Source organism: Legionella massiliensis (genome assembly GCF_000756815.1).
GTDB lineage: Bacteria > Pseudomonadota > Gammaproteobacteria > Legionellales > Legionellaceae > Tatlockia > Tatlockia massiliensis.
Genome location: NZ_CCVW01000002.1, coordinates 573,997 through 594,392, shown reverse-complemented (window position 1 = coordinate 594,392; position 20,396 = coordinate 573,997). Strand labels below are relative to the sequence as shown.

Below are 20,396 nucleotides of genomic sequence, written 5' to 3'. Positions count from 1 at the left end.
CTGAGGGGAGCCCTCAGGGATGAGGGGTGTCAGTTAGCTTATAAGATCTAAGATTGGAGAGTTAGCAGGAACTAATTGAGCCATTAGGTAATTGGGTAAATCACCAATAAGGTTTCCTAATTCAGGGCTACCCAAGCCGGTAACAAAGTCGTAACCGCCTACCGCGGAACAGACATCCTGACAACTACCACCGGTATTATCGTTACTACCATCGGTTATGTCATTAAAGTCACTACTGTAGTTCCCAGTTTGAGGATTCGCTGCAGAATAGAGCAGATTAGCAAAGTTTCCACCAAGATTCTTACCCAATTGCGCTTTCAATTGAGAATTCGCAACAGCAACGATAGCTGCCCATTGTGGTGCTCCAGCACTAGTACCACCTACTACAGACCAGCCTGTACCTCCGTCACCTGGGACTGTGTTATACACAGAGAAGCCAGTTTCTGGGTCGGCATTGTAGGATACGTCAGGTATTCCGCGCATATTATTTGCTTGGGGGATTGAGAAGCTGCTTTGGCCTGCTGGCATAGCTTCTATTGTACTAATTCCTCCGCCACTACCAGACCAGGCAGATTCGCCTTGATAGTTTCCATAAGAATCGACATGCAGAGTTGTTCCGCCTACAGCTAAGACATAAGGAGAGGCAGCAGGATAACTTGGCCCTGTACCATTATCACCAGAGGATGCAGTAAAGGTGACATTGGGGTTGTTAAAATAGCTATCAAATTGAGTTTCTTCACTAAACTCGCCACCACCCCAGCTCATTGATACAACCGTAGCTCCACTTTTCACAGCGACTTGTACAGCTTGGAATAAATCATTCAAGCTATCGCTGGCAGCTTCGACTAAGATAATTTTTGCTTTGGGTGCCATAGCATGAGCCCACTCAACATCGAGCGCAATTTCGCCTGACCATCCGGCATCAGTCTTGGGCTTTCTACCACTAGCATAGATTTTTTTAAAGCAGCCATTTTTTGTGGTGCAAGTAGGCAAACCAAAACGCTTGTTAAATACACCTAAATCAGATTCGATATAAGGGTCATCAAAGGCATCGACGATTGCTATAACTTGTCCTTCTCCGTGTGTAGATAACAGGGCAAATCCATAAGCATGGCTTACTTGATTAGGTGTTAAACCACTGGGCAATATATGCGGTGTATTTGGCTTGTAATGGATTGGATGGTGCGCCTTACCAGGAGCATTGGGTAAAGCGTGTGCCTGAACGCTCATCATACCGAGCAACACAGATGACACGGCCAGTTTAAATTTCAAACTGTCACACTTTTTCTTCATAACATCTCCTTTGTTGTAATAAATCCTGTGCACTTTTAAAGCTTGAGGTTTTTGTGCAGCACCCATCCTGGCATAGCCAAAGTAGTTTGTCCAGCAGGGGCTATTTAGGGGTTAAGAGACTGTTGACATTTTGTTGTTGTGAGACCAAAAACCGACTTTTTGCGCAAAGAGTCGGTTTTTGGTTGTGACGTCAATGGTCAAATGACCTTGAGTCGTTGATCACTAACGTTCTCCGTTTCTTGATTTCTTACTATAAGAAGCGCCTCTCTCATTGCTTTTTGATTTGAGAATTTGGGATTCAATGTCCTTTCTCCTACTTTTAACTGGTTTGGAGATGAAGAGGGGGATGAAGACGCTGGTGAAGAAGGTGATGAATGGGGCGATGAAAACTCCGGTGAAGAGGGAGGTGAAGAATGGGAAGAGACATCATTGTTTAATTCTTGTTCTGACATTTCCTTAGTAATTTTTTTAAGCGCATTCATAGCACGATTTAGATCTTTTTCGGTGCCAGGAATAAGACTGAAATCACCGTGTTTTTTCATTATTATAATATTAGTTCTTAGTTGCTCTTCTAACTTCAAAACCTCTTTATTGTTAAGTCTGCCAATGAGCCCCATATTCATCTTAATTACGTCTAGTACTTTACATGCATCCTCTAGTTCTTTTATGTTTACACTGCCAGGATTTTTTATCGTTTCTTTTGCAATGCTTTCTTTGATTGCCTCTATTCTTTTTCCGAAGATTTCTTTAGCTATAGCAAAATCCATTTCTCCCGAGGTTTTTATTAAAGAAGGGGCAGGATATTTTTTAGCATAAGCTTTAAGAGTGAGTAGGGGATTTGCTAAGTCTGAAAATTGATAAGCTGGGCGTGGAGATTTTTTAGCATATTCTTCGCTAGTGAGTGAAGGATTTTTTTGATGGTCAGCAAGATATTCTTGCCATTGATTAAAAACACGTTTTGAAAACATTTCTGTTCCAGGCTCGCCTTGTTTGGCATCCACCCAATTTTGTGAATCGAGGGGCTCAGGTCTTTTAAGCACAAGGTCATTAGAAATTTTTATACTAAGCTTTGATTTTGAATGTTTTATAAACCAAAGCTCCGCCAAATAAGATCCTAGTTGACCAAACTTAAAACCACTTGCTCCATAGGCTTTAGATTCAGGAATCTTGGTGTTATTTAAGTCAAGTGACTCCCCTTCTTCCTTAAAATCTGAGGTTTTCCAGGCACGTCTTGAGCCCATGTATGCAACAACCTCTTGAAATATATCTGGTTCATCTCCATCAACTCGACAAAATATTGCTTTGGCACCAGGAAGGTTACTGACTAATTTTAAAAGAGCTTTCTTTATATTAAGAATGGGTTTCATAAAATCTGAAAATGTTTCAGGAATGACCACCCCAACCTTTGTTGAAGGATCTAAGACCGCTTTCTGCATTCTATCCTTTACTCCCTCCAAAACCTTACTCTTGCTATGTAAATCATTAATTCCAGGATAGCCCTTATTATTTGCGACTTGGATAACCAGTTTTCTTATTTGAGATACTTCTCGAGCAATACCGCCATCAACCGCGACAACATCATTTCCATCTTGATTGCTTGCATTTGAATTACTCTCTTCTTTAGCTAAGAACTCACCTGCTTTTTCGACAGCAGCTTGGGCTGCGAAGGATTTACCGCATCCAGAGGGGCCAGCGACAAAGATTATAGGTCTTTCTGCCCATTTTTCTCCTGCAAAATGTGTTGTGGACGCTTTGAATACAGCGTTCATGTACTCAAAGCTATTCATTTCTTCCTCAAGGGCTAATTGATACAACTTAGCTCCTTCTACACCAAGGAACTCTGTCATGGAAACTGTTGCTTGCTCAGGATTGGTGGCTCTTATATCTGGATCGCCGTTATATTTCCCTTCTGACGATGCGTTTTTTTCTGCCATAAATTGAATGAATTTCTCTCTAAAAAATCGTTTATTATTGATAGCCTTATCACTGGCATCGTCGTTTGGGTAATTTTCCTTAATTAAATTTTCGTAGCCACGTTTATATTTGGAAATCCCATCATATAAGGCTTTAATTCCATCTTGTTCTAAACGATTGTTTACAAAGTTTTGGTTATCTATTGGAGACGAATCATTTGAGTATATTCCTATTTGGCCTGTTAGTTTTTGGCAATCTTTTGTTGATTTTTCATGTTCAATAACCAACTGGTCATATTTGCTTAGTGCCTCATCAAGCTTTCTCTTTTTTGATTCACTATTTGCAACTGACTTGTCATTTCTTTTCATGATAATCCCCAATAAAAACAAAAATTAAATTTCATATTTATTACTATATAAAACTAGGATTATGATTGTATGAATTGGCCATGAAAGGTTTTCAGGCGCTATGAATTTTTGGCTGGGGTTGATCAGATTTTCTTAAGGATTGGGTGAATCGGCGGATGAGGGGCGGTTCGAGCACTATCCCTCATCTATCCTTCAGACACTTTTTCTCCACGCTTAGGCGAAGGAAATAGTGGAAACCGTTCTTTGAGAGGCGTGTGCGCGAGCGCAGGTCTCGAAGCGTCACCTGTGCAAGGCATCGAGGCGGCCTAAAAGCCTCCTCAGCCCGAACGGCTTTGATGTAGAGTCCTATTTCTGATCAAAATACTCTAAGGGAACCCCATAAATTGAGCAGGCTAGGCTTTTATTGGATTTTTGCTCCCAATCTGGTTTGTTCAGCACGGCAATTGCATCCTTATAACCGGTTTCAATGCGATAATTTACTGCCGAACGTACAAAGTTGTAGTCCTTAAAAGAATGTGAAAAAGGTGTGCCATTGTAGATGATATGTACAACACTAAAGTGTTTTGCATGGCCTAGTTCTAGCACACGTTGGATGGATGGCTTCTTTTTAGCTTCTGGTGTTAAATGTTCACCCAAGAGACTAATAGCTGCCTGTAAATTCTGCCGACTTGTATAAACATTGGTTAGGCGACGAGAATGGCTAGCATAGCGAATATCTTTTTGTCGCTCCTCCAATTGATCCATAGTTTCTGGCAAGCGTCCCTTTAAGCTAAAGCAATCAACGACAAAGCAAAGCGTATCCAATTCAGGTAGGGCATCAAGCACAGTAACCAAGGGTGTATTTGCGTAAATACCGCCATCCCAATAATAGTCTTCGCCAATTTTGATTGCTGGCAGGCCAGGAGGTAGGGCGCCGCTAGCCATTATGTGTTCAGGGGTGATAATTTGGCTTTGATTATTAAAAAACTCCATTTCACCGGAAACAATATTAACCGCACCAAGACAGAGAGTAACCTTTTTCGAATTGATACGGTCGAAGTCAATTAAACTCTCTAAAGTGCTACGCAATTCGGAGGTGTCATAGTAACTCAATTTATCAGGGGTATTATTTGATAAGACTGAGGGAGGAACTGCGCGTGGTTTGAAGAAACCATCCAGGCCAAAAAATAAGCATTGCAAGGCACCCCATTGATTGTGCAAATGATGCGCGAAATCAAAGCTATTAAAATCGATGGGATCACCTAATAGTTTGGGCGCGATGGTATCCCAAAATTCATTTAATTTTTCAATTTGTTTATTACGAGGGTTGCCTGCAATTATTGAGCTGTTAATAGCGCCGATGGAAACACCCGCGAGGAAATTAGGGTGATACCCTCGTTCATGAATTGCCCGAAAAGCACCGACTTGATAAGCTCCCAAAGCTCCACCACCCTGAAATACACAGGCTATGCGGTCATATGTTTGTTTAGAACTCAAGGCTTCAGCCGGTTTATTAATATGACCGAGAGCCTCTTTCTGATGTTTCGATTTTCTATGATTAACTTTAGTTGCATTAGCCATAATCCTTAACTCCATGTCAAAAACGGCAGTTATTCTTTGTACAAAACAAAAAATAGAAATTCTCTAATTTGTTCCGAATCCCCGCGGCTTGACCGTGGGGTCCATATAGCTTTCATCACGCTCAGATCCCGTGGTCAAGCCGCGGGAATTCTTTTAGTATATATCTTTTCTATAAACTGATCGCTTGCAGTTCTATCAATGCTTGGGTTAATGGCAATAAGGGTAAACCCAGGATCGTACTCTCACTTCCTTCTACGTCTTTAAACAGCCATTTCGCCCGGCCTTCATAATTATAAGCTCCGCAACTTTGATAAGGTTTTTCCATGCGTAAATAATGCTCTATGGTCTTATCACTGAGTGTTTGCATTTTAAGAATTGCAATATCCTGGTGTTGCCAGACTATAGCACCGTTTTTAGCGATGCAGGTTGCGGCAATTTGCTGATGGGTTTTGCCACTTAACAAGCGTAAATGATTGACAGCATTCTCGTGGGTAATTGGTTTGTCGAGATATTGATTACCAATAACACAGAGTTGATCGGCTGCAATGACAAAATGACTGGGATTGCGCTTGCTCACTTCGAGAGCTTTGCTGGCCGCAAGGAGAGCAGCCATATTACGCAGGTCTTCCGGGCTGTCAGTCTTGACGCTTTGTTTAATACTGTCTTCGTCACAGTTTGAGGGGATAACTTCAAAATGTAAGCCCAGGGAATGCAGCAACTTCAGGCGGGTTTGCGATGCTGAAGCTAAAATAAGTGGTTCTTGCTTAATAAATTCAGACATAGGATGCTACCGCCGCCATGAGGCCAAAGCCAATAATGACAAAACTGAAATCACGTAAATTGCAACAACGTTCTACCATTACACATTGCTCTAAGCCGTGCAAGGTTCCTAAATAGAGGAAGGTACCGGCAGAGGCCGCGATCAATACCGGGTCAAAGATAGAATTAGTTTCAACCCCATGGCCAAAGTACCAGCCAATCAAAATACCTAAGGGAGTCATAAGGCTAAAACTCAGAAAGAAACAGATGCTTTGTCGTCGGCTTAGTGTACTTTTATTAAGTTGAACAGCAATCGCGAAGCTTTCCGCCCACTTGTGAGTAATAATTGCAAGGAAAAGCATAATAATCACAGAGTTACTATGATTTAACCCCAAAGCTGTACCCAACATAATGGAGTGAATTGAAAGCATACCCCAGGCTAGAATTGCAAAAGCCGGATGGGAGGCATTATGGTGTTGGTAAAGTTCTTTGCCTAAATGCTCAAACCATAGGAAAAACAGAAAAACAGCGCCGGTAATAAGATAGGCCCAAGGATAATGATACCCCCTCTCGAGAAACAGAGCCCCAGATTCAGGGAGCATATGTAAAAGTGCTGCCCCTAGAAAAACGCCGGTAGCCAAGGTTTCACCTATGGGAAAATCGTGATGCTCCTCATGTTTAACACGCTTTTTGAAAGGATACCAACCGCCAAGCAGGATAATCAAAAAGGTTATCAAGGCAAAAATTAACTTTAGGGTGGCCTCGGCCATAATGCTTTATCCTCTACAATGTATCGCATATAAAATCTGGGGATTATCCCGAATTCCCGCGGCTTGACCGAGGGATCTAAGTATCTTGCACCGTCGTTTGACCCGGCAGTCAAGCCCATAGGAGTCTACACAAATGCCTCTCCTTGTCTCAACATTACGTCATCCAGAGCGCAGCGAAGGATCTCCTGAATGAGGCACTGTGCTAATCCCGGAGATCCTTCGCTGCGCTCTGGATGACGTGCGTCTATTACAGTCACTTGTGTAGATACCTATGCATCTTGCACCGTCGTTGGATCCGGCGGTCAAGCCGCGGGAATTCGATAGTCCATATGGGTTCGTTTACTACAGCCCAGTCACTTCACGACATTAATAGGCTGCTGATTAAGAAAATGAATAATATTTTCGCAAACTATATTTAGCAAGCGTTTTCTTGCCGTGACTGATGCCCAAGCCATATGTGGGGTTAGAATACAATTCGCCAAGCCTAGTAAGGGATTGTTTGCATCAGGGGGCTCTTTAGTAAGCACATCTAAATAAGCTGCTGTGAGTTTTTTCTCGCTTAGCGCCTGAGCAAGTGCAAATTCGTCGATTAAGCCGCCACGGCTCGTGTTAATTATAATGCTCGATGCCTTCATCTGAGCAAGTGTGTCGCTATTGATTATTTTATTCGTTGCCTGATTAAGAGGACAGTGCAAACTTAAGACATCGCTTTCTTGCAAGAGCTCTGTTAAGGAAACGGCGCGCGCAAGCTTATCCTGAAAAGAATTTGGCTTATGAGCAATAATTTCCATGCCCAGAGATTGTGCAATAAGGGCAACTTTCTGGGCTATCTTTCCGTAACCCAGCAAGCCTAGTTTAAGCCCAGACAATTCAGTGATTGGATTGAGCCAATAAGAAAAATAAGGTTGTTCCTGCCATTCACCGCGTTGGATTGATTGATTATGGGTTTCAATATGATTGCAATGGCTAAAGAGCAGGGCGATCACGTGTTGGGCAACGCTATCAGTTCCGTAATTTGGGACATTAGTTACGGTAATGTCGTATCTTTGGGCGGCAGCAAGATCAATGTTATCAACGCCTGTTGCAGTTTCCCCGATATAACGGAGTTTGGGTAAGTCAGCAAAATGTCGCTCGTCTAATCTTACCTTGTTGACTAAGACAATCTCAGCGTCTATAGCCCGCTCAATAACCTGCTCATCAGCTGTTCTGTCATAAACCTCTACCTCACCCAAGCTATATAAGCGCTCTAGGTTGACGTCGTTATTAATGAGCGGTTTTGCATCAAGAACCACTATGTTAATTTTCTTCATAGTTATTAACTCCTTGATTGCTAAATAAGCGAACCTGGCAAATTTTGTCGTTGGGTTGTAGGTCGATGTTTAGTCTTTCCTTGAATTGCTGCCAATCATTAAATTTAGGGTTGAATTGCAAATCGATAGTTAGTTTGCCATCGAGGTAGTGTATCGTCCAATCACTGAGTTCAGGAAAATCGTTTTGCCAAGATAAAATCAAATTCTTTTCTAAAGCATCCCTATTCGGTAGATGCAGGGAGGGGCAACTCACTTCATCGTCTTCTGGATCAACATGTACAGTGACATCCTTCACCGCACTAAGCTTATTAATAAGCGCGCGATGAACATGCTGCGCAATATAATGCCCTTCAGAAACAGAGATAAGAGGGGATACCAGGATATGTACATCGATTAGTACCTCACCACCCATAAGGCGACTGCGAAGCTGATGAATTTTTTGCACTCCATCGACTGCCTCAATAATCGCCTCAATCTGTTTAAGCATCTCGGGTTCTACGGCTGTATCGACCAATTCTTTTACACTGTTCCAGCCATAGCTCATCCCCATTTTAATGATCATACAACCAACGATAACCGCCGCAATAGCATCGAGATAAACAAAGCCAAACAAAGCACCTAAAAGACCTAAAGCGACAACAAGCGAGGCTGCTGCATCGGAACGATGATGCCAGGCATTGGCAATGATCAAGGGCGATTGAATGCGTTGACCCACATGGTGGGTGTAATGAAATAAAGCTTCGTTAGCCAAAATGGAAAGAAAGGCAATAATAAGGGCTAAACCACCTGGTTTAGACACTGCGCCACTGAGTAATTCATCGAGCGAATCCCAGGCAATACCTGCCCCAGCGACAATCAGCAGAACTGCCAAGAGCAGGGTCGCTGCGGTCTCAATGCGTTGATGGCCGTAGGGGTGCGAATCATCCGCATCCTGGCTGCCGTATTTTGAAGCAAAGACCACCATAAAGTCGGTAATTAAGTCAGAAAAAGAGTGTACCCCGTCAGCTATCAGAGCATGAGAATGAAAGAAAGCGCCACCAAGAACCTTGATACAACCTAGGAGGGCGTTGATGAGAGCACCAATGACGGTGATCCTTTTGGCTTGTTGATAACGTTCGGGCTGATTCATACCTACTCCTTAACCAGTTGCAGGGTAATGTAGATTTCCCCCTCCATCTCTTTTGTTTCAATCACCTGATGGCCATTAATCCTGCACCAACAGGGCAAATCATGCTGAGTACCGGGATCAGTGGCAATCACGGTCAGGGTATCACCGTGTTGTAATTTCTTTGTCATATTTTGCGTCTTAATGACCGGCATTGGGCACAAAAGGCGACGCGCATCGAGTTCATAATGGGGCATCACAAATACCATTCTTGTTGAATTTCATCAGCCTTCATCGGCTTGACCTGCACTATTTCGGACTGACCATCAAGATAATGCAAATTAATTTTAATCTCTGCTTCGTCACGACCAGAGCAAAAACGCCCCGCTATACGAGCGCAGGTTAATAGATCTTCTGCTCTGGGCTGACCCTCAATCAAGATCATTGGACCACGATGCTCAAGCACTTGCATATGGATGAATTCTTTACGATAGCCGGTCAGAAAATTACTTTCTGACTCATCCCGAGCAATGATCATTTTGTAATGGGGCATGAGGCGTAAGTGTCTACCTGCTTTCAGGAGAATAATATCTTCCATGTCATAGTCGCGTGTATCGCGATGCTTCCACATATCCTGTAGGCGACGAGTATAGTTTTCATCGGTTAAAACACAGCAGCCCCCTGCGGGTTGGGCAAATTCATCAATGGCCATGGAGGCTGCGAGTCCTAGCTGTGGTTTGCGATTTCGACCTTTGAAATCATGTAAGGCCTCTCGATTGACCCAACCTTCTCGCTCTGGCAGGGTAGGTGGTAGTAATTTGGCACATAAGGGACGCAGTAGGCGGTCTTCTGCGCCAGATTCATGGGCGATAACTGGCATGGTGGCGCTACGTTGCGATTTAGGGCGTTGGCCAATCACTTCGCCGGTAATAATAAAATCAAACTCATTTTCCAGCATCCATTGATGAGCCTGCTGGACCATGAATATTTTACAATCCAGGCAAGGGTTTACATTTTTACCATAACCATGTTTCGGATTGAGTAAGATCTCTTTGTAGGGCTCAACGATGTCAATAATATGAAGTTGGATGCCAAGTTGCTCAGCGACCCATAAGGCATCATTGCGCAACGGCTTGCCCGTTTTGCGGTTGCGAATAGCTGAGGTATGGCCAGAATGGCAAAAGCCCGTATAAAAATTGATTCCTTCTACATGAATGCCTTGATCCTGGATGACCTTAACAGCAAGCATGGAGTCTAGCCCGCCGGAAATAAGCGCGACAGCTTTACGTTTTAATGACATGGTATAACCTGATAACAAAATGACCAGTATTCTACCCTAAAGTGAGTATTTGAATCTACATAGCAACATTTAAATTGGCGTTCACAGTAGCGATTGTCTAAAATTTAATCAAAGCGAGTTTTATTGTTACTCAAATAGGCAGTGACAAGTTATAAGGATTTATGTATGGCATCAGCAGTAGATATTTTTGGTTCTCACTCGGTTAATGATTTATGGGGAAATTTTGTTCAAGTTGTTAATCAGCGTCCTTCTCATACTGCTTTGACTTATTACAGTGAGCACGCATGGCATTCAATAACCTATAAGAAGCTTTACCATAAAATCATGTTGGTTCAGGAACAATTACGTCAAATAGGGATACAAGAGGGTGAGCGGGTTGTCCTTTTTCCTCGTAATGACCCGTCTACGATCATTCATTTGTTTGCTTTGTTTTCCCTACGGGCTACTGCGGTATTAATGGATATTGATATGCCCCAGCCGCAATTGGAACAAATGCTAGAGCAACTCGAAACACGTGTTTTAATGATGGAAGACAGCTTATTAGCCAAATTATCTGCAAATCAGCTCAAAAAGCATCTAATATTAAGTTTGAATACAGTGCCTTGCCATATCAATACTGATTATGCACAAAAGATCTTAGATTTTAGGCAGTCTGAAATCGATCCCAATATTGCGTTGATCTTATTTACCTCTGGTACTACAGGAAATTTTCATGGAGTTTGTCTAAGTCACAGATCCTTGTTGACTGGAATATATCTCACAGATGAGTGGGGATTGGTGAAAACTGGTGAAGAGCGAATGTTAGCCTTCTTGCCGCTTTACCATGTTTACCCGCTGGTTTCTAACTTACTGACAGGCTTATTTCATAGCTGCGAAATGGCGTTGGTCAAACATTTAGACTTTTTCAGCTTGTCTAAGGTTATGCATAAAGTTAAACCAACCCTTGTTGTTGCAGTACCCAGAATTCTTGAGTTATTCCATCAAAAAATCAAACAAGAAATTCAATCTTTATCAGGCTTAAAAAAACAGATTGCGGTTTCAGCCTTCAGTGATGGGTCTATGGGTAAGTTTCTTAAATTCATTAAAATCAATACGCTATTGAGTAAACAATTAAAATCAGTTTTTGGTGGCGAGGTCCGTTGTTTTATTGCTGGTGGAGCCAAATTGTCTTATGAAACAGAAGCTTTTTTTTCTGCTTTTATTGCGCCAGTCTACCAAGGCTATGGATTAACCGAGGTATCTGGTGCTTGTGTTTCTGAGGTGCCAAACCATACAAGCTCAGGCTCTGTTGGACAATTTGGTTCTTTATGTGAAATTAGAATCGATAATCCAGACGAGCAGGGTGAGGGAGAAGTTTGCCTTAAAGGTGGACTCTTGATGGAGGGATATTTCAAGGCGGAGTCTGGGGAAGGGCCTATCCAGGAGGGGTGGTTTCATACCGGCGATTTAGGATTTTTAGATGATAAGGGATTTTTAAGAATTACCGGAAGAATCAAAGAGTTGATAGTGCTATCTAATGGTAAAAAAGTATCTCCTTCTTTAGTGGAGTCCTTGTACAAGGACATTCCCCATGTCAAAGAGCTCATTGTGTTGGGTATGGAAGAGCCTGAGCAGGGAAATGAGCATATCTGTGCGCTGGTGGTGAAAAGCAATGAGATCGATGAGGAAAATAAGCTCATTAATGAAGCCATTAACGAGCGCTCTTCTACTCTACCTTTCCATATGCGCATCAATAAAGTGTATTTTGTGGACGAGATTATCCGCACTAACACAATGAAAGTGCGCTATGCCGAAAATAAAAAACGCCTTTTATCTCAGTTACAAGTTGCATCAAATGATGCCGATATCATGTCTCTTGGTGATGGTTATCCTACTACTTTACCTAAGCTCTTAACCATTTTGTCAGAGATCACTGGGATCCCTGCCAATAAAATTGATCCTGATAAAACACTGGCTGATTTAGGCATGGATTCCTTGCAGTTTTCTGTCTTATTCACCCAGTTATTTATTGACTTTCCAGGGGCTAGTTTAAGCATTGAAAAATTGTATAAACAGGATATTAGGGAAATTGCTCAACATTTACATGATCAAAAGGATGAGGAAGCAGCTCCGATAATCTTGCCTAAGCTTGCCGAAGAGATTCGCCCCTTAAATCCCCCACAAAGCCAAATTGACTTGCAAAATATTTTGCTCACGGGAGCAAGTGGCTTTTTAGGCGCCTATTTGCTGTTTTATCTTTTAACTAAAACCAAGGCCGATGTTTTTTGTCTTGTACGCGCAGACAATGCAGAACATGCAATGAAGCGAATTAGAAAAAACTGTAAAAAATACGGTATTTGGCAAGAGTATTTTACTGAGCGTATTGTTCCTGTTGCAGGCGATCTGAGCCAGGCTCGTTTTGCTTTATCGCAGGAGCGTTATGATGAGCTCGCTGAGCAAATTGATGTGGTGCTGCATTCTGGAGCCTTGGTGAACTTTGTTTTGCCTTATGAGGCTTTAGTGCCTACCAATGTGCTGGGCACAGAGGAAATCCTCCGTTTTGCATGCCATAAACGAGATAAGCCTGTTGAACATATCTCTACTTATTCAGTTTTGGATTCTTCAGTCAATGGCGAAGAGGCGCCAGTATTGGCTGAACCTTCTTCGCACATGGGTTATGTCCAAAGTAAATGGGCTGCCGAACAGCTAGTGTATGAGGCAATGGCGCGGGGTATGCAAATTAATATACATCGTGCAGGTAATGTGTATGGAGACAGTATGACAGGTCGCTATAATCATAATGATTTTACAACCTGCTTGCTTGTGGCCGCCTTGCAACTAGGGGTCTATGTGCCTCTGGATGTCTATGTTGATATTGCTCCCGTCGATTATGTTGCACGGGCGACTATTTACACCATGATGAAACGAGATTATTCGCAGTTTTATCATTGGGTTAATCCTGTCCCAGTGCATTTGACTAAACTAATGAAGTATTTTAAACAAGAGGGGTTTAAGCTAGAGCCTGTGGATCAACGGCACTGGATTCAAGCGATTTTGTCTCATCCTGAATGCGCGCTCTATCAATATGTACCTATTTTGCTTGGTGTTGACAAGAATAAAGTACCATTGATTACTAAGATGTTAGATATGCGAAAAATCCACGTTCAGACAGCTCATTCATTACAAGTCCTGTCTGAAAGCAAGCTTCATTGTCCCCAGGTGGATGAGAAATTGATTAGGGTTTATCTCACTGAAATCATAGCAAATTATCCTGAGTTAAAGTTTTGAGCTAGAATCAAGGAGGGGCAAAATTTTTGCAGAAGCAAGAACTTAACTCTCAGTGAGGGATCATGGTCAGAACTTACACAATGTTTTTTCTTTTTGTTTTGCTCATTTCTTGTGAGCATCAAAAGAAAGAAACAGCAGTTTTAAATGTACATGCCTCTGTTGCCCATAATCTTCCCATTGCCGAACGCCATGAATTTAATGCAGAGATTACCCCTCGCTATCTTACGAGCTTAAGTTTTCGGGTGAGTGGTCTTGTGGTGGAGCGTTTGGTTGAGAATGGTTTCACTGTAAAAAAAGGAGATACAATCGCCTTACTCGATACTGTTGATTTTCAAACTGCAGTGAAAAATGCCCAATCCCAGGTGGTGGCTGCAGAGTTTGATGCGAATCAGGCTAAGTCTGATGATGTTCGCTTGAGTCAATTAAAGGCAAAGGGAGTTGCGAGTATCGCCGAGAGCGAACGACAAAGAACACGCTTCGATGTGGCGCATGCACGCCTTTTGACAGCCCAAGCAGCATTAATACAAGCCCAAAATAACCTTGTTTATTCTCGCTTAGTGGCGCCTTTTGATGGTGTGATCATTAATCTGCAGATGGAAGTTGGTCGAAATGTTAGAGCCAATCAAAGTGTCGCCGATTTTTATGATCCTAAGGTTATGGAGCTGAGGGCTGATATTCCCGAAACCCTGCTTTCTAATTTATCCTCCTGGACTGCAAAAATGAGTTTATGGAGTCACCCTGGCAAAGTCTATCCTGTGACCTTGAGAGAGCTGATGCCTTGGGCATCGGAAAAAATTAAAACCTATCAAGCTAAATACAACATAGCACCACTATCTTTCCCCCTATGGCAGGGTATGAATGCCAAATTAATACTGACCAAGATGTCCAAAGCACATTATCTCTCACTGCCTGCTTTTGCATTAGTGCATCAAAGAGGACAGATTGGCGTTTGGGGAATCAAGGGGGATAGTCTGTTTTTTATTCCAGTGAGGGTTAAACGATATGACCTAAACCAAGCCTTGGTAACTGGAGTCAATGATGGGGCGCTTATTGTGACTTCAGGTTCGCAGAAGCTTAATCCTTTATCGAAAATACATATCACTATGATAACGCCATGACTAAATTGAATCTTTCAGAATATGCCGTTCATCATCGCCCCTTTATGTTCTTGATTATGTTCTTTTTATTGGGTATGGGCTTTTTTGCCTTTATGAAATTAAATCGCTTAGAGGATCCGGTATTCACTCTGCCTGCTATGACTATTACTGTGACCTGGCCAGGCGCTTCAGCGCAAGAAATACAGGATTCGGCTCTTGATAAAATTGAGCAAGCTGTCGCAGAACTTGAACAATTTGACTATACCTGGAGTTATTCTCGTCAAGGCTATGGAGTGATCACTGTTTGGCTTAAAGAAGGTTATTCTAACCGAGTTATTAATGATGCCTGGTACCAGGCTCGCAAAAAGGTGAATGATATACGAGGCAGCTTACCAGCGGATTTGCAATCGATTAGCTTCAATGATGAATTTTCAGATATCTATCCAGTCATTTATACCCTAACCAGTCAGAGCAAGGATTTAGCTCAGCTTTATCAGGTGGCTAAAGACATCAAGCGTGATATTCAAACTATTCCCCAAGTCAATAAAATTCGTCTTTATGGGCATCCTGATGAAAAAGTTTTTGTTGATATTCCCTCGAAAAAATTGGCGGCCTTAGGGCTTAATTATGGGCAAATTGAGTCGAGCTTACAGACTTATAATCAGCTGAAGCCCATGGGGCAAATCCAAACAGGTCAGGATCAACTCTTTCTGCGTCTTAAAGACAAAGCAACTAGCGTCAACGATATTCAAAATATCACTATTAACAAAGGAAGTAATTTTCTAAGGCTAGGTGACTTTGCCAAGATCTATGCAGGATATGAGGAGCCTCCTAGTTTTTTAATTCGTTATAAGGGACAACCTGCCGTTGCCTTGGCCATTACTAACCGTGCTGATTCGAGTGTTTTGGATTTAGGAAACAACCTGAGTCAACGGATGGTCTATTGGCAAAAGAAATTAGCAGATAGCGTTCAGATTCATAAAACTGTTAATCAGCCAGAGATAGTGTCTGAGTCCATGTGGGAGTTTGAGCGCTCCTTTATTGAGGCTCTGGCAATTGTCATGATGATTACTTTTCTTTGGCTAGGCTGGCGCACAGGAGTTGTTATCGCAGCCTCTGTTCCTTTGGTTTTAGCTAGCATGGCTATTGTGATGTATTACGCTAATTGGTCTTTAAACCGTGTGACCTTAGGTTCTTTGATAATTGCTTTGGGCTTATTGGTTGATGATGCCATTATTTCAACAGAAAGTATGATGACTAAAATTGCTCAGGGTTTAGATAAAACGAAGGCTGCAGTTTTTGCCTATAGTTCAACTGCTTTCCCAATGCTAACAGGCACGTTGGTCACTGCTGCAGGCTTTATTCCTGTAGGCTTTGCGCATTCGGCGACAGGAGAATATGCAGGCGGTATCTTTTATGTCGTGGGTTGCTCTCTGGTTATTTCCTGGTTTGTTTCAGTCTTATTTACGCCGATTATTGGGATGTCCTTATTAGATAAGAAGTATTTAAAACATGATCCTCAACAGTGGCCTTGGTTTAGACGTTTAATTAATCACTCTCTAGAGAGTCGTTATCAGGTGATTGTGATTACTAGCGCTCTTTTTATTGCCTCGGTACTTGGTATTTTTTTGGTTAAGCAACAGTTTTTCCCACCCACACCGCGCTTGGAAGTTCTCATCGATATCAAATTGCACGAAGGCGCATCGGTTGAGGCCACAGAAAAAGAGGTGCATCATATTGAACGTTATTTAGACGAGCAACCTGGAATCCGTTATTACAGCGCTTATATCGGTGCTGGGGCATTACGTTTTTTTATTTCTTTACCACCAGTCTTACCTAATCCAGGCTATGCGCAATTCGTGATCATGGCTAAGGATCTAAAATCGCGCGATGAGCTTTATCAGAATCTGCAGGCGTTGTTTGCGTCCAGCCCAACCTATACTGGAATCAGAGCTCGAGTTACCCGCTTGGATTTTGGGCCTCCTGTCGAATATCCCATTCAATTTCGTGTTATTGGAAAAGACCCTGAAACCTTAAAGCAATTAGCTTATCAAGTTTTGAATGTGGTAGAAAAAAGCCCCTTTGTGCGCGATGTACAACTTAATTGGAATGAGCAGGTTCGCGTTGAGAAGCTAATTATTAATCAAGACAAGGCCAAGGAAGCGGCTTTGGATAATGAACAAATAGCACGTTCTCTGAATACTATTTTTTATGGAGATAGTGCTACAACATTACGGCGAGGAGAGGAGTTAGTTGATGTTGTGGTGCGAGGCGGGGCGCAAGAGCGGAAGATGTCGGATTCTGTGCATGATACCGTATTATTCAATACCCAAGGCAAGGCTCTGCCTTTAAGTCAAATTGCGAAACTTGACTCTACAATGGAGGAACCCGTACTTTGGCGGCGAAATCGAGAATTAACCATTAATGTTGTCAGTGATTTGATGCCTGGCGCTGAAGGTCCCGATGCTGCTGCAAAAATTTGGCCTTCCTTACAACCTATCATACAAGCTCTTCCCGATGGTTATCGTGTTGAGATGGGGGGAGCTAAGGAAGAAAATGATAGGTCACAACAGGCACTATATGCAGTAGTCCCTGCCATGATTGTAGTTACTGTATTGATTTTAATGTTACAGCTTCAGTCTCTGTCCGATTTGTGTATGGTATTGCTCTCTGCGCCTCTAGGGATAATTGGGATTGTCCCTGCCTTATTGCTGCTGGATAAGCCCTTCGGCTTTGTCGCTTTGATTGGTGCATTATCTTTAAGTGGAATGATTATGCGTAACACCGTTATTTTGGTCGATTTAATTCGTCAAAACATGCGTGACAATAAATCTGCTTGGGATTCTGTAGTTGACGCTGCTGTTCGCCGTGTTCGACCTATTTTCCTTACCGCCTTCGCTGCTGCCTTTGCGATGGTTCCCTTAAGCCGTAGTCTATTTTGGGGGCCAATGGCGATTTCTATTATGGGCGGACTTTTGGCTTCAACAGCATTAACTTTGCTTTTTATTCCAGCACTCTATGCTGCCTGGCATAAGATTAAGCGAGAGGGTTAGAAGGGTTGGTAAGTTCGCGAACAATCAGACTTTGAGCTTTATTTTAAAGGAGTTTTAAATGCTGTACACAGGATTATCCACAGATTTTGTGGATAAATCGAATTAGAGAAAAAGTCTGGAAAAAACGCTATAAGTCATGTCTGTACTGGGTTATCTAAAGATTAGACTGGAGAATATTAAACTTTTCAGGGAGAGATTAGAAAAGTTATCCACAGGATGTGATTCGGGAGTTTGAAGACTGGTAGCCCGGCTATCTTAACAAAGAAAAAATTAAAAAACAGTCTTGACTTCAGAAAATGTTCTATATGGGATGAAAAATTGGGAGTTTTCTATTCGAAATTTATTAGCCCCTTTGCGTACGTCATGTCGAACGTAGTGAGACATCTCCTGAAGATGGCATAGTGCTAATTCCGGAGATCCCTCACTGTGTTCGGGATGACGAGCTACGTTCTAGATGCTGGGTTACACTAGGATGAGGGAGACTACCCCTGCAAAAACTGCTCAAACTCACCTAACCAGCGATTAGCAATTCGCTGGGCAATATCAGGCCGTTGGTTCACCAAATCCTTGGCAACAGCGGCAACAGCAGTTAACAGAGTCTTATCCCTTTGTAAGTTTGCAATTTTGAACTGCCGATAGCCGGTCTGTTTTGTGCCAAGAATTTCTCCTGAGCCGCGTAACTCCAGATCTTTCTCGGCAATGACAAAGCCGTCAGTGGTCGCTCGCATGACTCGTAGGCGTTCAGCCCCGAGTTGCGATAGGGGGGATTGATAAAGTAATAAACAATGCGATTGGGTGCTTCCTCGACCCACTCTACCACGTAGCTGATGTAGCTGTGATAAACCTAGGCGCTCGGCATTTTCGATAATCATTAGGCTGGCATTAGGGACATCAACCCCTACCTCAATCACGGTAGTCGCAACAAGCAAATCAATTTCACCCTGTTTGAAAGCAGCCATCGTTGCTTCCTTTTCCACGGCTTTCATCCGACCATGAACTAGGCCTACCCGTACCTGCGGGAGCTGTTCCTGGAGATTTTCTGCGGTGGCCGTTGCTGCCATGCATTGCAATTTTTCTGACTCTTCAATCAGCGTACAAACCCAATAGGCTTGACGGCCGCTGGCAATCGCTGCCTGTAGGCGATCAATAATGGGTTCTCTTTTCTCCTGAGAAATAACGGCGGTTGTCACGGCTGTTCGCCCTGGGGGTAATTCATCGATAATTGATAAATCCAGATGGGCAAATTGGGTCATTGCTAAGGTTCTAGGGATAGGGGTCGCTGTCATCAGTAGCTGGTGAGGAATCAGTTCGTCCTGCTGACCTTTCTGCTGGAGCAGCAGGCGTTGCTCAACGCCAAAACGGTGTTGCTCATCAATAATGACTAAGCCGAGCTTGGCAAAGCTGACGCTATCTTGAAAGAGGGCATGGGTACCAATCAGTAACTGGCATTCCTGATTTGCCAGCAAGGCTAAGGTTTCTCGTCGTTCAGCGGCTTTCATCTTACCATTTAAGCGGCGAGTGTTTATGCCTAGAGGACTTAGCCAGGCTTGTAAGTTATTAGTATGCTGCTCAGAGAGTAATTCGGTGGGAGCCATAAGTGCGACCTGATAACCATTAGCGATCGCCTGCAAAGCAGCCAAGGCAGCGACTACTGTCTTACCAGAACCAACATCCCCTTGAACCAGGCGTAGCATGGGTTTAACTTCCGCCAAATCGCTGGCGATTTCCTCAGATACCCTGTGCTGTGCATTGGTTAACTCAAAGCTTAATTGTTGCAGGAACTTGTCTTTTAACGAGGCTTCCAAAGGAATTCTGGGGGCGCTCAAGCTAGAGCGATGTTTGCGAGCAAATTGCATACTCAGGCGCTGGGCTAGTAATTCATCGAAAACCAGTCTTTGCAGGGCAGGGTGGCTGCCTTGCTCTAAGGTTTGCAAGGAAATATCAGGTGGGGGATTGTGCAGTAAATGAAGGGCTTCTGCCAAAGGATAGAAACCATAGTTCTGCAAGAGCTCTTTGCTCATCCATTCCAGTTCATCCAGGGTCTGGTCACAGTGTTCCAAAGCTAGTTTAACCAGCTGCCTTAGGCGTGTTTGGCTTAAACCTTGGGTGGAAGGATAGATAGGAGTCAAGGTTTCCTCAACCTGGCAGTCCTGCTCATTGGCCAAAAGTTGATATTCGGGGTGAATCATTTCCATACTATTAGCAAAGGCCTTGACCTCGCCGAAGGCGCGGATCATTGTGCTTTCATTGAGTGCTTTAACTTGCTGTTTATTGAAGTGAAAAAAGCGTAATTTCAGCACAGCGGTTTTATCTTCAACATAGCAGTAAAGCATCATGCGCTTACCGTATTTGATCTCGGTTTTACAGACCCGGCCAGCAATGACCGACCAGTCATTAGGACGTAAATCGCAAATGGCAGTTATACGGGTTCTATCTTGATAGCGATAAGGTAGATGGAAGAGCAGATCAGCCAGGGTATTTATCCCGCATTTGCTCAGTTTAGCGCCAAGTGTTGGGCCGACGCCTGCCAGAATTTCGCAAGATTGCTGGAGCACGATATGTACTGAAAGAAAAGAACTGATAATAGCAGGAAAATAGGA

The 20,396-nt window shown here is 42.9% G+C and carries 13 protein-coding genes; 3 read left to right on the top strand and 10 right to left on the bottom strand.

What is annotated here, in order from left to right; translation table 11 throughout:
- Nucleotides 1-33: 33 nt before the first annotated feature.
- The 9 genes from BN1094_RS09665 to BN1094_RS09625 form a co-directional block, all read right to left on the bottom strand.
- Nucleotides 34-1,293: a S53 family peptidase gene (locus BN1094_RS09665; protein WP_141650458.1), complete on the bottom strand. Its 1,260-nt coding sequence runs from the start codon at nucleotides 1,291-1,293 to the stop codon at nucleotides 34-36.
- A gap of 197 nt (nucleotides 1,294-1,490) precedes the next feature.
- Nucleotides 1,491-3,575: a hypothetical protein gene (locus BN1094_RS09660; protein WP_052403228.1), complete on the bottom strand. Its 2,085-nt coding sequence runs from the start codon at nucleotides 3,573-3,575 to the stop codon at nucleotides 1,491-1,493.
- Between the two features lie 345 nt (nucleotides 3,576-3,920).
- A complete protein-coding gene (locus BN1094_RS09655) occupies nucleotides 3,921-5,135 on the bottom strand; it encodes a patatin-like phospholipase family protein (RefSeq protein WP_099909005.1) in 1,215 nt (404 codons plus the stop codon).
- 169 nt (nucleotides 5,136-5,304) lie between these two features.
- Entirely contained in the window at nucleotides 5,305-5,916 is a 612-nt protein-coding gene (locus BN1094_RS09650) for a Maf family protein (protein WP_043874204.1), read from the bottom strand.
- The gene (locus tag BN1094_RS09645; RefSeq protein ID WP_043874203.1) at nucleotides 5,909-6,664 is read right to left on the bottom strand and encodes a ZIP family metal transporter; all 756 of its coding nucleotides are present in this window, start codon (nucleotides 6,662-6,664) and stop codon (nucleotides 5,909-5,911) included. The genes BN1094_RS09650 and BN1094_RS09645 overlap by 8 nt, the downstream gene beginning before the upstream one ends.
- Nucleotides 6,665-7,017: 353 nt before the next feature.
- Entirely contained in the window at nucleotides 7,018-7,974 is a 957-nt protein-coding gene (locus BN1094_RS09640) for a D-2-hydroxyacid dehydrogenase (protein ID WP_052403225.1), read from the bottom strand.
- Nucleotides 7,961-9,103, bottom strand: coding sequence for a cation diffusion facilitator family transporter (locus tag BN1094_RS09635; RefSeq protein WP_043874202.1), 1,143 nt, complete (start codon nucleotides 9,101-9,103; stop codon nucleotides 7,961-7,963). The genes BN1094_RS09640 and BN1094_RS09635 overlap by 14 nt, the downstream gene beginning before the upstream one ends.
- 2 nt (nucleotides 9,104-9,105) lie before the next feature.
- The gene (locus BN1094_RS09630; protein ID WP_043874201.1) at nucleotides 9,106-9,336 is read right to left on the bottom strand and encodes a sulfurtransferase TusA family protein; all 231 of its coding nucleotides are present in this window, start codon (nucleotides 9,334-9,336) and stop codon (nucleotides 9,106-9,108) included.
- On the bottom strand, nucleotides 9,336-10,379 hold the full coding sequence (locus tag BN1094_RS09625; RefSeq protein ID WP_043874200.1) for a tRNA (5-methylaminomethyl-2-thiouridylate)-methyltransferase: 1,044 nt from the start codon (nucleotides 10,377-10,379) through the stop codon (nucleotides 9,336-9,338). Before BN1094_RS09625 ends, BN1094_RS09630 begins: the two co-directional genes overlap by 1 nt.
- 165 nt (nucleotides 10,380-10,544) lie before the next feature.
- Between BN1094_RS09625 and BN1094_RS09620 the strand changes: the two genes are divergently transcribed.
- The 3 genes from BN1094_RS09620 to BN1094_RS09610 all read left to right on the top strand — a co-directional run bounded on the left by BN1094_RS09620 (nucleotide 10,545) and on the right by BN1094_RS09610 (nucleotide 17,796).
- Nucleotides 10,545-13,646, top strand: a complete 3,102-nt coding sequence (locus BN1094_RS09620; RefSeq protein ID WP_043874199.1) for a thioester reductase domain-containing protein — start codon at nucleotides 10,545-10,547, stop codon at nucleotides 13,644-13,646.
- Nucleotides 13,647-13,708: 62 nt separating this feature from the next.
- Nucleotides 13,709-14,764 (top strand): efflux RND transporter periplasmic adaptor subunit, encoded by a 1,056-nt coding sequence (locus tag BN1094_RS09615; protein WP_043874198.1) that lies wholly within the window; start codon nucleotides 13,709-13,711, stop codon nucleotides 14,762-14,764.
- Nucleotides 14,761-17,796 carry an efflux RND transporter permease subunit gene (locus BN1094_RS09610; protein ID WP_043874197.1) on the top strand — a complete coding sequence of 1,012 codons (3,036 nt, stop codon included), beginning with the start codon at nucleotides 14,761-14,763 and terminating at the stop codon, nucleotides 17,794-17,796. The genes BN1094_RS09615 and BN1094_RS09610 overlap by 4 nt, the downstream gene beginning before the upstream one ends.
- Before the next feature lie 482 nt (nucleotides 17,797-18,278).
- On the opposite strand, the gene recG is transcribed toward BN1094_RS09610, so the two are convergent.
- Entirely contained in the window at nucleotides 18,279-20,351 is a 2,073-nt protein-coding gene (gene recG / locus BN1094_RS09605) for an ATP-dependent DNA helicase RecG (protein ID WP_043874196.1), read from the bottom strand.
- Nucleotides 20,352-20,396 lie beyond the last annotated feature (45 nt).

Excerpts from the sequence above, each read along its gene's own strand:
- BN1094_RS09665 (WP_141650458.1), bottom strand. The coding sequence starts at position 1,293 with ATGAAGAAAAAGTGTGACAGTTTGAAATTTAAACTGGCCGTGTCATCT.
- BN1094_RS09660 (WP_052403228.1), bottom strand. The coding sequence starts at position 3,575 with ATGAAAAGAAATGACAAGTCAGTTGCAAATAGTGAATCAAAAAAGAGA.
- BN1094_RS09655 (WP_099909005.1), bottom strand. The coding sequence starts at position 5,135 with ATGGCTAATGCAACTAAAGTTAATCATAGAAAATCGAAACATCAGAAA.
- BN1094_RS09650 (WP_043874204.1), bottom strand. The coding sequence starts at position 5,916 with ATGTCTGAATTTATTAAGCAAGAACCACTTATTTTAGCTTCAGCATCG.
- BN1094_RS09645 (WP_043874203.1), bottom strand. The coding sequence starts at position 6,664 with ATGGCCGAGGCCACCCTAAAGTTAATTTTTGCCTTGATAACCTTTTTG.
- BN1094_RS09640 (WP_052403225.1), bottom strand. The coding sequence starts at position 7,974 with ATGAAGAAAATTAACATAGTGGTTCTTGATGCAAAACCGCTCATTAAT.
- BN1094_RS09635 (WP_043874202.1), bottom strand. The coding sequence starts at position 9,103 with ATGAATCAGCCCGAACGTTATCAACAAGCCAAAAGGATCACCGTCATT.
- BN1094_RS09630 (WP_043874201.1), bottom strand. The coding sequence starts at position 9,336 with ATGCCCCATTATGAACTCGATGCGCGTCGCCTTTTGTGCCCAATGCCG.
- BN1094_RS09625 (WP_043874200.1), bottom strand. The coding sequence starts at position 10,379 with ATGTCATTAAAACGTAAAGCTGTCGCGCTTATTTCCGGCGGGCTAGAC.
- BN1094_RS09620 (WP_043874199.1), top strand. The coding sequence starts at position 10,545 with ATGGCATCAGCAGTAGATATTTTTGGTTCTCACTCGGTTAATGATTTA.
- BN1094_RS09615 (WP_043874198.1), top strand. The coding sequence starts at position 13,709 with ATGGTCAGAACTTACACAATGTTTTTTCTTTTTGTTTTGCTCATTTCT.
- BN1094_RS09610 (WP_043874197.1), top strand. The coding sequence starts at position 14,761 with ATGACTAAATTGAATCTTTCAGAATATGCCGTTCATCATCGCCCCTTT.